Below are 14,176 nucleotides of genomic sequence, written 5' to 3' on the forward strand. Positions count from 1 at the left end.
TGAGACTTTTTCATTAGGTTTATTTTTTAATATTCATCCTCATTCCAAAGATAATCTTCGTCTGTTGGATAATCAGGCCAAATTTCTTCCATTGATTCATATATCTCTCCCTCGTCTTCAATCGACTGTAGGTTTTCTACTACTTCTAAAGGAGCTCCGGCTCTAATAGCGTAGTCAATAAGTTCGTCTTTGTTAGCAGGCCACGGTGCATCGCTTAAATAGGATGCTAATTCTAATGTCCAATACATCTTTTGTCGATTTAGTTTGTGCAAAAATAATTTTTTTACTGAAAAAGACAAGTAAAAATTGATTTATTTTAGTAAAATTTAAGAACGTCCTTGTTAGTGATCAGTTTTCTGTGGCAGTTTGCAGTATGAAAACTCATATTTACTGCTAATTCCTGGATTTTTTAGTGTTCGTTTTTTATTTGTGCTTATAGCCTGAAAACTAAAAAACTGTTACTGCCTACTTTCTAGGAATCCATTTCACTTCCTTTGCTTTAAGGTCAGAAGACAACTTCCGTGCCAAGACAAAAAGGTAGTCAGAAAGTCGGTTTAAGTACATGATTGCGATTTCAGGAACGGGTTCATTATGGCTTAAATGTACTGCTAAGCGCTCAGCACGACGGCAAATACAACGTGCAATATGACAATGTGACACTGTAGGGTGGCCGCCAGGCAAAACAAAATGAGTCATTTGTGGAAGACTTTCTTCCATTTTGTCTATTTCGTTTTCGAGTAGTTCGATGTCTGAATTAATTATTCCTAGATTTTCTAGTCTAAGTTTGCCGTTTTTTAAAACTTCTTTTTCCGGAGGAGTTGCCAAAACGGCACCAACTGTGAAGAGTCTATCCTGAATTTCGATTAAAATAATTTTATAGTGTGAGTTAATTTCCTGATCACGAATTAATCCTATATAGGAGTTCAGTTCATCAACAGTGCCATAACTGTCAATTCTGATATGATCTTTTGGTACCCGGGTTCCCCCAAAGAGGGCAGTTGTACCTTTATCACCTGTTTTGGTATATATTTTCATTTTTTTAAAGCTAAGATTCTGAGATGCTAAGTTTTGTTGAAAATAGTCTAAATCAAAAAACTATAATTATTTTGATGTGTCACTTTCAATCAAGCCATCCCGTAAGCGGATAACACGATGCGCATAAGCTGCAATATCTTCTTCGTGTGTTACCAGAATCACAGTATTTCCTTGCGCATGAATATCTCCAAAAAGCTTCATAATTTCGACAGAAGTTTTACTATCCAGGTTTCCTGTTGGCTCATCTGCGAGAATAATAGAAGGTTTGTTTACCAATGCACGGGCAATAGCAACACGCTGGCGCTGTCCTCCTGAAAGCTGGTTGGGCTGATGATCCATTCTGTCTGCAAGATTTACTTGTTTTAAAACTTCAGTCGCACGAACAACTCGTTCTGATTTAGGATATCCGGCATAAATCATTGGCAAAGCAACATTGTCTAAGGCAGTAGTTCTTGGAAGAAGATTAAAGGTTTGAAAAACGAAGCCGATTTCTTTGTTTCTAATTCCGGCCAATTCATCATCACGCATCTGGCTAACGTCTTTTCCGTTCAAAACATAGCGTCCTGAAGTTGGGGTGTCTAAACATCCCAGTAAGTTCATTAAAGTAGATTTTCCGGAACCGGACGGTCCCATTAAAGCTACATATTCTCCTTTGTTGATTTCTAAATTAATACCTTTTAAAACATACACTATTTCGTTCCCAAGAACAAAATTTCGTTTAATGTCAGTTATTTGAATTAATGGATTTGCCATTTCGTTTTACAATTTTGGATTTAAAAGTACAAAACACTTTTCAATAAAAAGTATAAGTAGCTTATAATCACATTTTGTTACAAAAATCATTTATCATAAAGCGATTTTAAGACTTGAGTTTATTATATTTTTTTGAATTTATTTTATATAATTATCATTATTTTTCATGTTTTACATTTTTAAAATATAATTAATTTAAAAAACATGAAAATAATGTAATTTGTTTTGATTTGATAGGGAGTAAATTTGGATATCTAATAATTAAATAATCAAGATTATGAAAAAAATACAACTTTTATCAGGTATTGTATTCATTGCATTAGGTTTTACATCATGCAAAGACGAAAAACAAGAACAGGCAAAAAAGAAAATAGATTCTTATATAGCATATGTTGATTCAGTAAAAAATGTAGCGGAAGAGGATTTGAAAGCTGACTGGAAAGATGTTGAAGCTGAATATGAAAGAAAAGCTGAAAATGCACAATTAGCTCTTGCAGATCTTAAGGATAATACTGCTGAGACTGAAAGAATCAATGAGAGTAAAATTAAATATGAAGAGTTTAAAAATCAAATGGCAGCTAAGCTTGCGCCAGAGGTAAGTCCGAAACAAAAATTACGTAATGCATTATTTGGAGAAGGGAAAATAGGTGAAGATATGAGTTTTGCATGGGTAAATGCTAAAAATATTCTTAGTGTTTACGATCAATTTGTGAATACTGTACAAAATAATAAAGACAGCTACTCACGTGAAGATTGGGATGAAATAAAATTAATGTATGAAGCACTTGACAGCCGTAAAAATACAGTTGAAAAAGAAGGTTTAACAGCTGATGATAATCGAAAAATTGCCGGCTTAAAAATAAAATTTGCACCAATGTATACTGTAAACAGAATGGGCGCAAAATCTGAAGAAAACGCAGCAGCAAAAAAATAGGTTAGTTAGGCTACCGTCTGGACACAAATATTTTTTTAATTATATTTGATAAAAAGTGCAGACTAGATATTTTGAAAATTTAAAAGACAAGCGATTGTTGAATAGAGGTAATTCTATTCTCAATCGCTTATTTGCTAATAGCATTTATTCGATAAGACAATTAGCAGAAAGTGACTCTGAAGCCAAAGCGATTTATCGATTTTTGCAAAATGATAATGTCAGTGAGGCTGATATTATAAAGAATATGTCTTTTAATTGTGTAAGCTGTGTGGAAGAGAAATCTGTTTTGTGCATTCAGGATAGCAGCGAAATAAACCTCTATAATCACAAGAATAGGATAAAAAAGGATGAATCAATTGGACTGACTAATGCTTCTGTTGGTGGACTTGGCTTCTTTATTCATCCAAGTTTTATTATAGATGCAGATACCTTAATGCCTTATGGTTTTTCTGATGTGAAAATATGGAATAGAGGTCATGAACTGCCCCCTAAAATGAAGACCAATACTCACAATCGTATACCTATTGAAGAAAAAGAATCTTATAGATGGATAGATTCTTCTCTTGAAACTAAGAAAAGACTAAGTAAAGCAAAAGAAATAATCATTATTCAGGACAGAGAGGGAGATATTTTCGAACAATTTTGTCTTGTTCCCGATAGTAAAACGCATTTATTGATTAGATCTCGATTTAATCGATTGTTGGATAATAAAATAAAACTTTTCGATCATCTTAGTTCTCAGCCACTTCAAGGAACTTACACAATTGAACTAGAAGGAAACAGAAGGAGAAATATCCAGAAAAGAACAGCTACTATAGAAGTACGTTTTTCAGAAATAACAATAGGCAAACATCAATATTCGGGTAAACATCTCCCAGACAAAATCAATCTTTACGCTATTGAGGCAAAAGAAGTAGGAGAAAATATTGAAAACCCAATACTTTGGAGATTATTAACTACTAAAAAAGTTGAAGATTTACCAACTGCATTACTTTGTATCGAATGGTATACCTATAGATGGACTATTGAAGAAGTATTTAGAATTTTAAAGAAAGAGGGCTTCAATATAGAAGCCAGCGAATTATCTCAAGGAAAAGCAGTTCGTAAACTATGTCTTTTGATGCTGGAGACTATTATAAAGCTCTTTATAATGCAAATAGCCTATGTCACGGAAGAAGAGACTGAACCAAGAAGCTGTTTTTCAGAGCAAGAAATGGAATGTTTAGAATTGCAAATTATACAATTAGAGGGTAAAACCGAAAAACTAAAAAACCCATATAAATCGTCAGATTTGAAACGATATATATGGGCTATTGCTAGATTAGGAGGATGGAAAGGCTATCTTTCTGAAAGAAAACCTGGCATCACAACCTTTTGGATTGGTCTGCAAAAATTCAATTCAGTCATGCAAGGCTGGACACTCTTTAGAGATGTGTCCAGACGGTAGGTTAGTTAGGTTTATTTTAGTTTTGAAAATGACAATCAGAAATGGTTGTCATTTTTTTATGAACGAATTATAAAATGTTCTTTTTCCTGCTCGCGCCTGAAAAATACAAATCCCCATTGAAAGGTATCAATTGTAACTTTTACTTGCGGATGATTTTTGATCATTTCCCAAGCTTCTTCCATATCTTCAGACCAATGAATGTCGTCTAAAATCCAAACAGAATCATTGTCTGTAGTTGGCAGTAAAAGTTCAAAATAAGCTAAAGTTGCTTTTTTAGAATGATTGCCGTCGAAATATATGAGGTTGTAATTTGTGGCTTGAATGTTTTCCGAAATAAAAAAAGATTCAAATTCAGCAATTACATTTTTAATATTATTGCAATCAAATTCAGCTAATTGATTTTGAGCAACATTTGCTGTATTTGGGCAGCCTTCAATTGTAACTACTTTTGCTTTCGGATTACCTAAAGCTAGAGCAGAAGTTGCCAAACCTAAAGATGTTCCTATTTCTAAAATAGTTGCAGGCTGGAAGTAATTCGTAACACGAAATAATAATTCTGCTCGTTTTGGCGAAATTCCAGCTGTTTGTGCAATTTTAGAAATTTGCCTTCTATTAGATTTAAAAACTCTTGAACCCGCTCCAAAATCAGATACTTCGATGAAGTTTTTGTTTTCTAAAAGCGATTTTCTGTATTTTTTTAGAATTGCATATTCTGGTTTTGTTTTCTTATCATAAAAACATTTTGTCAATAAATTAAAAACAAACGGCGAATGAACGGCATGTTCGTTTTTAGAATGCCAAAGAAACTTTAGATATGATTTTATTTGGAACAGCATTTTTAATTTCTAGTATTGGCTCTATTCATACATAGAGCCAATAGTAATTTATAATTTAGTTATTGACTGAAATTAATTTTACATCAAAAACAAGGACAGATCCTCCTGGAATGCCTCTGTAATCATAAGGTCCGTATCCCAGATGTGAAGGAATCAGAAGAATGCCGCTTCCCCCTGTTTTAAAATAAGGAATCCCTTCTGTCCAGCCCTGAATTACTTGTGTTAGTCCAAACGAAACGCCTTCAGGTTTTCCCGTATCGAAGACAGTTCCGTTGGTGTAATATCCTTTGTAAATTACTGTAACATTAGAAGAGGTTGTTGGTTGCGTTCCTTCGCCAGGCTCGTTGATAACATAATACAGACCTGAACTGGTTCTTTGAGCTGTTAAATTGTTCTTAGCAATATAATCGGTAATTTCTTTTTCGTTTTCTGTTGTAAAATCTTTGGGCGGTGTATAGGGGTCATTTTCAGGGCTTAGGCATGAAAAAAGTGTGAAAACTAATAAGGCAGATAAAAGTTTTTTCATTTTATATTGGTTTAGTTATTATTACAATTCTCTGTTTTAATTGACGATTCATTCAATTATCCTTCTATTTTGGCAGAAAGCTCAAACCAGCGTTCCTCTTTTTGTTCTATCTTATTAATAATATTTTGCAATTCGTTTGCTTTTTTTTCAATATCAGTATCAGCAACTTTTCCGTCAGAGAATAATTGTTCTATTTTGCTTTTCTCTATTTCTAAGTCTTTTATTTCGCGTTCAATTTTTTGATATTCCTTTTGTTCATTAAAGCTTAAATTTCCAGTTGGATTATTTTGTTTCCAGTCTTTTTTTTCGGCTTTGTTTTCTTCTTTCTGGGCAACATCCGCACTGTCTTCGTAAGCTCGGAAATCAGAGTAGTTCCCCGGGAAGTTTTCGATTTCACCATTTCCTCTGAAAACAAATAAATGATCGACAATTTTATCCATGAAATAGCGGTCGTGCGAAACTACAAGCAGACATCCGGGATAATCTAACAGAAAACTTTCTAAAACATTCAGAGTTACAATGTCCAAATCATTTGTTGGCTCATCCAGAATTAAAAAGTTTGGATTCTGAATCAAAACAGTACATAAATAGAGACGTTTTAATTCGCCACCGCTTAATTTTTCGACATAATCATATTGTTTTTTCGCATCAAACAGAAAACGTTCCAATAATTGTGAAGCCGAAATCATCCTGCCTTTGGCAAGCGGAATGTATTCACCATATTCTTTAATAATGTCAATAACGCGCTGACCTGGTTTTGGATTGATTCCGGATTGTGTATAATAGCCGACTTTTATAGTATCCCCTTTTACAACACGACCACTGTCAGGTGGAATTGTACCTGTCAGCAGGTTTAAAAATGTTGATTTTCCTGTTCCGTTTTTACCAATAATCCCGATTCTTTCGCCACGTTGAAAATCAAAACTAAAATTATCCAGAATAACTTTGTCTTTAAATTTTTTAGAAAGTTTATGAAGCTCAATAATTTTGCTTCCCATTCTTTCCATATTAATTTCAAGTTCGACTTTGTTCTCCTTTCTTCTGCTTTGAGCCTTTTCTTTGATAATATAGAAGTCATCCTGACGCGATTTAGATTTGGTTGTTCTGGCTTTTGGTTGTCGGCGCATCCATTCCAATTCTTTTACGAATAAGTTTTTGGCTTTGTCAATACTGGCGTTTTCAGAAGTAACTCGCTCTTCTTTTTTCTCCAAATAATAAGAATAATTTCCTTTATACTGATATAATTTTCCGTTGTCTAATTCCAAAATCTCGTTGCAGACGCGTTCTAAAAAGAAACGGTCATGCGTTACCATAAACAGGGTGATGTTTTCTTTGGCAAAATAACTTTCAAGCCACTCAATCATTTCAAGATCTAAATGATTGGTTGGCTCATCCAATATCAATAAATCCGGTCTGTTGATTAGAATTATAGCAAGCGAAAGACGTTTTTTTTGTCCTCCGGAGAGATTTTTTACTTTAAGTTTGAAATCTTCCAGTTTTAATTTAAATAAAATCTGCTTGTATTGCGTTTCAAAATCCCATGCATTATGCTGGTCCATTCCGTCAAAAGCTTTTTGATAAGCTTCTTCGTCTTCCGGGTTTTCAAGCGCTTTTTCGTAAGCTTCAATTATTTTTAGCGTTTCATTATCAGAAGCAAAAATACTTTCTTCGATAGTCAGTTCTTCCTGGAGATTATTATCCTGAGAAAGAAATGCCATTCTGATTCCTTTTCTTAAAACTACTTGTCCGGTATCTGGTTCGTCCAAACCGTTAATGATGCTCATGATGGTTGTTTTTCCGGAACCATTTTTAGCTATAAAAGCAATTTTTTGGTCTTTATTAATTCCAAATGAGATGTTGTCAAAAAGTGTTCTTTCACCAAATGATTTTGATATATTTTCTACAGATAAGTAATTCATGTTGTTAGGTTGTTTAAAATCAAATAGTTGTAATGTTTTTAAACATACAGTTCACTAATTTGTCTCTAATTTAAAAGACTGATTTTTTTCTATTTAAGCGGCAAATATACCCTTTTGAACGTAACAAAAAAAGATAGCACCAGGCTATCTTTTACTTTGAATCTTTATTAGTCAATTATCCAAATATTTTTTTTCAATATTATAAAAAATGATAACGGTATAATTGGTGATTACTCATTGTTATTTTATTTTATCAAAGGCCTGTTGCAGATCTGCTTTGATGTCATCAATGTGTTCAATCCCCACAGATAACCTAAGCAGTCCAACGAATACCCCCGCCGCTTTCTGCTCCTCGGTACTCAACTGCTGATGTGTTGTAGCTGCTGGGTGGATAATCAGGGATTTTGTATCGCCCACATTTGCTAAATGACTGATCAATTCTAAACTGTCAATAAAGTCATCTGCTTTTGTTACATCACCTTTTATTTGAAAGGAAAGAACTGCACCGTATCCTTTTTTAAAATATTTCTGTGCATTGGAATAACTTGGTGAACTTTCCAGCCCTGGATAGTTTACTTTTTCTACCTGTGGATGTGCTTCCAGCCATTTCGCAATTTCTAATGCATTGTCAACATGACGCTGGACACGAAGTGATAAGGTTTCCAGACCCTGAATCAGCTGAAATGAATTGAACGGAGAGATAGCAGGGCCGAAATCACGAAGTCCCTCAACGCGTGCACGGATGGCGAACTGAATATTGCCAAATGGGCTGTTTACACCAAATACATCAGCGAAAACCATTCCGTGATACCCCTCTGAAGGCTCTGAAAATTGTTTGAATTTTCCATTCCCCCAATTATAAGTACCACCATCAACGATAACACCTCCAATACTTGTACCATGACCGCCGATCCATTTTGTTGCAGATTCAACTACTATCGAAGCTCCATGTTCTAAAGGTCTGAATAAATAGCCTCCTGCTCCAAATGTATTGTCAACAATCAAAGGGAGATCATATTTTTTAGCAACGTCTGCAATTTTATCAAAGTCCGGGATATCATAACTTGGATTTCCGATTGTTTCCAGATATAATGCTTTTGTGTTTTCATTAATCAGTGATTCAAAAGCTTCGGCAGTTGTCTCATTTGTGAATTGAACTGTAACGCCAATTCTTTTGAAAGCTACTTTGAACTGATTGTAAGTACCACCGTAGATATTGCTGCTTGATATAAAATTATCTCCGGCTTCTAAAATGTTGTTCAATGCTATAAATTGTGCCGCCTGACCAGAAGCAGTTGCCAATGCAGCAACACCTCCCTCTAGCGCAGCAACACGTTTTTCGAAAACATCAGTAGTAGGATTTTGAAGTCGGGTGTAAATATTTCCAAATTGCTTTAGTGCAAATAAGTTGGCGCCATGCTGCGCATTTTCAAATACATAAGAGCTTGTCTGGTATATAGGTACTGCCCTTGATCCTGTTGTAGGATCCGGAACCTGCCCTGCATGAATCTGAAGTGTTTCGAATTTTTTCGAATTTTGGTTTGATGACATTGTTTTATATTTAATAGTTAGAAATTCTGAGTTACATAAAATGTGAGGGTATAGACTGTCAACACTAATTTGGAGGTGCAATTTACAACTTTTGATAAACTAACTTTATCCTTATGAATGTTAATGTGATCTTTTTTTTGCTCTATCTTGAAAAATTTCGCTTTTGCAGTAATTACAGTATTTCTCGTCTCTCTAATTCCTGATTAGTACAACCTATATAAAGAAAAAATATAGGTCAACTGGAAAAAATTATACCGTTTTAAGCGATCAGATACCATCATATATATTTACATAATTATTTTGAGGTTTTGTTTAATCAACCGCTTAAACCTATACAGTTTAAAAAGACAAATTGAAATTAAACGGAAATACACTTGATAATATTTCGATTTGCGAATTATTTCTCAAGGTAAAAATTTAGAACTGAACTTAGGTCGAAATAATGTAGTTGTTGTCTAATATTGAGAATAGGTTTTCTAATTAAGGCTTCGTTGGTTAAATAATAATGTAAACCGTCTTTAGTTGTGATTCCTTCTATTTGATGAAAAGAAAGTTTAAGGCTGATTCTTCGTTTGTTTCCTGATAGGAAATCATGATTTTTGAAGTCATACAAGAGATATATGAAAGGTTTCCCTTTTGTTGAATAACCACAAAGGGCGATTAGATTTTTTGATTCTAAGTAGGTAGCACCTGCAACTAATCCTTTTACATCTAGTGTTTCTTTTAATTTTGCCGTGTGATTTCCAGGTTTATTTGGCAAACTATAAATACTGGTTTTTGATGACTTCCATTTTTTTGTAAACAGATAAATACTATCTTTTATGATAATGAAAGCTTCGCAATCAAAATCGGTTGTATTGGCTTTTTTTTTATCAAAGTTGGTTTGATCAGAGTAAGCAAAAGAAATTGTTTCGATGATTGGATCTGCTTTTAAAAATGTTTTTTTTTCGATTTTCAGGATTTTTAAGTCAGTTCTGTTACCGGAATAATTATTTCCAAAATCCCCAATATAAATATAAGAGCTATCTTGTGAAATCTCTTCCCAGTCATGGTTTGTGGTGTTTTTCAGCATTATTCTTTTTTTGATTTTTCCAAGCGAGTCTAATCCGTAAACCGTTTTATCCCGGTCATCGTTGTGAGTCCATAATAAATGGTCAAAAGCAATAAGTCCTGATGTTTCTTTAAGAGTATCATTCAAAAAAAATGAATATTGAGGTTTTATATTGATTTTTTGGTACAAACAATTTCCATCGTTTAGAGTTGCATTAGGATTATAATTTTTTGAAAGCGGATCTGTACATCCTAAAATTTGGCTATGAGTTGTAAAACTGAAAAAGAGCAAAAAAAATAAACATTGTTTCATAATAATGATGCAATAAACTTAAATTTTAAAAGTTATCCTTTGGGTATTTGTTCACAATTTATAAAATAATTTACAAATTAGGTTCAAAACCAGTTTACTGTCAATTATTATATGTCAGAAATTTAACACCAAAAAAACGAATATGATTTTTTTCAAGTTGTTAAATTAAGTTAAATTTATTTTTTAAAGTAAATTCTCAAAATCACTATAATTTATGATTATTTGTATGTGGTTGATAATGAGATTAGTGTATTTTTGTGTAAGCATTATTCATTATACAGCGATGATTTTAAGTATATAATTTAAAAAATGTCAATACATTTGCAGAAATTTTATTTTATTTCTAATCCTTAAAAATGGGGGTTAGACTAGCGAAGCTGTATCTTAAAGCTATTTGCTTTTTAAATTAAAAAGAAAAATACTACTATATTTTTTAAAATATATGATTGTAATTTTAACATTTAGAAATGAGATTTTGTTTTTTTCAAATTGTATTAGTACCGTAATTGCAGAACTAATATGAAATGGAAAATGTTTAAATATGGAGAATAGGAACTTTAAAAAAATAATTATAAATATAACAATCCCAAAATTACCTGACTTATGAAAAGAATGTTTTTTGCTTTATTATTAATTACCACAGTTTCACAATCGCAATATAGATTACGATATGATAAGCTTTTTATGGAAGCTGGAGTAGGAATGGCTGTTCCTTTAACTCAACTTTCACCATCTGGAAAAGACAAACCATTATCATTGGTTCATGGTCAGGGAGGATTCCGTTATATGTTTACTGAGAATGTAGGGGTAATGGGGCTATTAAGTTTTGATCAGTTTAATGAGGGTATTAAAAAGAGTGATCAGTTAGTAGGAAGTCTGGAACTTTGCTATAATTTGGGCAATCTTATTGAAATGTCAAGAAGCACAGGAGGACAATTTGGATTACTGGTTCATGCAGGAGCTGGGGCAGGAGTGATGTCAAGCCAATATTTCAATCGTGATAAAATAGGTGTTTTAATGATAGGTGCGAGACCGTATGTTTTTATAAATGAAAAAGTTTCATTTTTTGCAGACCTGACTTACAAATCTACCTTGTCGCAAAAAATTTACTATAATGGAAGTTTAATAGGAAAAGATATAACAGGGAGTAATTTAGGGCTTACTTTTGGTTTTATGGTCGCTTTGGGCCAAAATCGTTTCCATGCTGATTCAGCATATTAAGCGAAAGAATTATCAAATATATTTTCAAATAAAAGAATTATGAAAATAGGAATTACTTTTAGTGCCTTCGATTTACTACATGCGGGGCATATTACAATGCTTGAAGAAGCTAAGCGTCAATGTGATTATTTAATTTGTGCATTACAAACAGATCCGACATTAGATCGTCCGGAAAAAAACAGACCTACACAAACAGTTGTAGAACGTTACATTCAATTAAAAGGCTGTAAGTTCGTAGATGAAATTGTTCCTTATGCAACAGAACAGGATTTAGAAGATATTTTGAGATCTTTTAAAATTGACGTACGAATTTTAGGAGACGAATACAGAGAAAAAAACTTTACCGGCCGTGAATATTGTGAGTCTAAGGGAATTGAATTGTATTTTAATGCCAGAGATCATCGTTTTTCAAGCAGTGGCTTACGTAAAGTAGTAGCCGAAAAAGAAGCATTAAAGGTAATTTAAGTAAAATGAAAAATAGCACAAAAATTTATATTGCAGGCCATAAAGGAATGGTGGGAAGTGCAATTTGGAGAATACTTGCCGATAAAGGATTTACAAATCTGATAGGGGTTTCGAGTAAAGACCTTGATCTTAGGAATCAGCTCGCTGTTCAGGATTTTATAGCCAAAGAAAAACCGGAAGTAATTATTGATGCTGCAGCAAGAGTTGGAGGCATATTAGCCAACAATGATTATCCTTACCAGTTCATTATGGAGAACATGCAAATCCAGAATAATCTGATCGATTCGGCTTTACAAAATAATGTAGAAAAATTTATTTTTTTAGGAAGTTCATGCATCTATCCAAAATTTGCACCACAGCCTTTGAAAGAGGACTACTTACTAACAGATACTTTAGAGCCAACAAATGAATGGTATGCAATTGCTAAAATAACGGGTGTAAAAACCTGTCAGGCCATTAGAAATCAATTTGGAAAAGATTATGTGAGTTTGATGCCAACCAATTTATATGGTACACATGATAATTTTGATTTGAATACCTCTCATGTTTTACCAGCAATGATTCGTAAGTTTCATGAAGCCAAAGAAAATAATCATGCTCCTGTAACGCTGTGGGGAAGCGGTACGCCAATGCGTGAGTTTTTATTCGTTGATGATATGGCTCAGGCAGTTGTTTTTGCTTTAGAAAACAAATTACCGGATTATTTATATAATGTTGGTACCGGTGAAGATTTAACCATTAAGCATTTGGCAGAAACTATTCAGAAGATTACAGGTCATACAGGAGAAATTATCTGGGATTCAACTAAACCGGACGGAACGCCTAGAAAACTAATGGATGTTTCAAAAATGCATCATTTAGGATGGAAACATAAAATAAATTTAGAAGAAGGAATACAAAAAACTTATAATTGGTTTTTGGAAAATAAAGACGCTTTTAAGCAAGTAAAAATGTAGTTTTAGATTAATAAAAGTTAGGAATTAAGAATGTAATATCTTAACTTGAAAATAAAATGTAACTAAAAAAACAATAGATGAGTACACATAAAGTAGCCCTTATAACAGGAATCACAGGTCAGGACGGATCTTATTTAGCAGAATTATTATTAGAAAAAGGGTATCAGGTACACGGAGTGAAAAGACGTGCATCTTCTTTTAATACGCAGCGAATTGATCATATTTATCAGGATCAGCATGAATCACATGTAGATTTTAAGTTGCATTATGGTGACTTGACAGATTCCACTAATATTATACGGATAATTCAGGAAGTACAGCCTGATGAAATATATAATTTAGGGGCTATGTCTCATGTAAAAGTTTCTTTTGATTCTCCAGAATATGTTGCGAATGTGGACGGTATAGGTACACTAAGAATATTAGAAGCAGTAAGAATCTTGGGACTATCTGAAAAAACCAGAATTTATCAGGCTTCTACTTCCGAGCTTTATGGCGGTATGGCAGAAAATAAAAATGACAAAGGCTTCTATGATGAAAATTCACCTTTTTATCCTCGTTCGCCATATGGAGCAGCTAAAATTTACGGTTTCTGGATCACAAAAAATTACCGTGAAGCTTATAATATGTTTGCCTGTAATGGTATTTTGTTTAATCACGAGTCTCCAAGACGTGGTGAAACTTTTGTAACCCGAAAAATTACGATGGCAACAGCAGCTATTGCAAAAGGAAAACAGGATTGCCTTTATCTGGGAAACCTAAACTCACAAAGAGACTGGGGGCATGCAAAGGATTATGTTGAAGCAATGTGGAGAATTTTACAACAAGATACACCGGAAGATTATGTAATCGCAACAGGAGTTACCACTTATATTAGAGATTTTGTAATCATGGCTTTTGCAGAGATAGGAGTTACATTGACTTTTGAAGGAGAAAATGAAAATGAAGTGGCTAAAGTAGCATCTTGCAATAATCCACTTTACCAGTTAGAAATAGGGAAGGTAGTAGTGCGAGTAGATCCGGAATATTACCGTCCTACTGAAGTAGATTTACTAATTGGAGATCCTACTAAATCCAAGACAAAACTAGGGTGGAAACCTCAATATGATCTTGCCGGGCTTGTTAAAGAGATGGTGGAGAGTGATTTGAAGTTGTATTAATCAACGCGAT

Annotated in this window: 14 protein-coding genes; 6 read left to right on the plus strand and 8 right to left on the minus strand. The window is 33.5% G+C overall.

Annotation, left to right across the window (positions count from 1 at the left end):
• Window positions 1–26 precede the first annotated feature (26 nt).
• From ACNC7R_RS05785 to ACNC7R_RS05795, 3 genes are all read right to left on the minus strand, one after another.
• The gene (locus tag ACNC7R_RS05785; protein WP_007138072.1) at window positions 27–248 is read right to left on the minus strand and encodes a DUF2795 domain-containing protein; all 222 of its coding nucleotides are present in this window, start codon (window positions 246–248) and stop codon (window positions 27–29) included.
• 217 nt (window positions 249–465) lie between these two features.
• A complete protein-coding gene (locus tag ACNC7R_RS05790) occupies window positions 466–1,035 on the minus strand; it encodes a cob(I)yrinic acid a,c-diamide adenosyltransferase (RefSeq protein ID WP_417940000.1) in 570 nt (189 codons plus the stop codon).
• A gap of 66 nt (window positions 1,036–1,101) precedes the next feature.
• On the minus strand, window positions 1,102–1,788 hold the full coding sequence (locus ACNC7R_RS05795) for an ABC transporter ATP-binding protein (protein WP_417940001.1): 687 nt from the start codon (window positions 1,786–1,788) through the stop codon (window positions 1,102–1,104).
• A 277-nt stretch (window positions 1,789–2,065) separates the two neighbouring features.
• Between ACNC7R_RS05795 and ACNC7R_RS05800 the strand changes: the two genes are divergently transcribed.
• Both ACNC7R_RS05800 and ACNC7R_RS05805 read left to right on the plus strand, forming a co-directional pair.
• Complete coding sequence (locus ACNC7R_RS05800) at window positions 2,066–2,722, plus strand: DUF6565 domain-containing protein (protein ID WP_417940002.1); 657 nt, start codon at window positions 2,066–2,068, stop codon at window positions 2,720–2,722.
• A 55-nt stretch (window positions 2,723–2,777) separates the two neighbouring features.
• Window positions 2,778–4,169: an IS4 family transposase gene (locus tag ACNC7R_RS05805; RefSeq protein WP_417940003.1), complete on the plus strand. Its 1,392-nt coding sequence runs from the start codon at window positions 2,778–2,780 to the stop codon at window positions 4,167–4,169.
• Between the two features lie 56 nt (window positions 4,170–4,225).
• On the opposite strand, the gene ACNC7R_RS05810 is transcribed toward ACNC7R_RS05805, so the two are convergent.
• From ACNC7R_RS05810 to ACNC7R_RS05830, 5 genes are all read right to left on the minus strand, one after another.
• Window positions 4,226–5,005, minus strand: a complete 780-nt coding sequence (locus tag ACNC7R_RS05810; protein WP_417940004.1) for an O-methyltransferase — start codon at window positions 5,003–5,005, stop codon at window positions 4,226–4,228.
• A gap of 55 nt (window positions 5,006–5,060) precedes the next feature.
• Window positions 5,061–5,531: an FKBP-type peptidyl-prolyl cis-trans isomerase gene (locus ACNC7R_RS05815; protein WP_417940005.1), complete on the minus strand. Its 471-nt coding sequence runs from the start codon at window positions 5,529–5,531 to the stop codon at window positions 5,061–5,063.
• A 56-nt stretch (window positions 5,532–5,587) separates the two neighbouring features.
• Window positions 5,588–7,450 carry an ABC-F family ATP-binding cassette domain-containing protein gene (locus tag ACNC7R_RS05820; protein WP_417940006.1) on the minus strand — a complete coding sequence of 621 codons (1,863 nt, stop codon included), beginning with the start codon at window positions 7,448–7,450 and terminating at the stop codon, window positions 5,588–5,590.
• Between the two features lie 240 nt (window positions 7,451–7,690).
• The gene (locus tag ACNC7R_RS05825) at window positions 7,691–9,001 is read right to left on the minus strand and encodes an O-acetylhomoserine aminocarboxypropyltransferase/cysteine synthase family protein (protein WP_417940007.1); all 1,311 of its coding nucleotides are present in this window, start codon (window positions 8,999–9,001) and stop codon (window positions 7,691–7,693) included.
• Window positions 9,002–9,398: 397 nt separating this feature from the next.
• Entirely contained in the window at window positions 9,399–10,364 is a 966-nt protein-coding gene (locus tag ACNC7R_RS05830; RefSeq protein ID WP_417940008.1) for a T9SS C-terminal target domain-containing protein, read from the minus strand.
• 603 nt (window positions 10,365–10,967) lie between these two features.
• Here ACNC7R_RS05830 and ACNC7R_RS05835 point away from each other — a divergent pair.
• The 4 genes from ACNC7R_RS05835 to gmd all read left to right on the plus strand — a co-directional run bounded on the left by ACNC7R_RS05835 (window position 10,968) and on the right by gmd (window position 14,166).
• Window positions 10,968–11,585 (plus strand): hypothetical protein, encoded by a 618-nt coding sequence (locus tag ACNC7R_RS05835; RefSeq protein WP_417940009.1) that lies wholly within the window; start codon window positions 10,968–10,970, stop codon window positions 11,583–11,585.
• A gap of 39 nt (window positions 11,586–11,624) precedes the next feature.
• Window positions 11,625–12,050, plus strand: a complete 426-nt coding sequence (locus ACNC7R_RS05840) for an adenylyltransferase/cytidyltransferase family protein (protein ID WP_417940010.1) — start codon at window positions 11,625–11,627, stop codon at window positions 12,048–12,050.
• Between the two features lie 5 nt (window positions 12,051–12,055).
• Window positions 12,056–13,006, plus strand: a complete 951-nt coding sequence (locus tag ACNC7R_RS05845; RefSeq protein WP_417940011.1) for a GDP-L-fucose synthase family protein — start codon at window positions 12,056–12,058, stop codon at window positions 13,004–13,006.
• A gap of 77 nt (window positions 13,007–13,083) precedes the next feature.
• The gene (gene gmd / locus ACNC7R_RS05850) at window positions 13,084–14,166 is read left to right on the plus strand and encodes a GDP-mannose 4,6-dehydratase (protein WP_417940012.1); all 1,083 of its coding nucleotides are present in this window, start codon (window positions 13,084–13,086) and stop codon (window positions 14,164–14,166) included.
• Window positions 14,167–14,176: the final 10 nt, after the last annotated feature.

Origin of the sequence: Flavobacterium adiutor, assembly GCF_048282555.1 — a bacterium.
Classification (GTDB): Bacteria; Bacteroidota; Bacteroidia; order Flavobacteriales; family Flavobacteriaceae; genus Flavobacterium.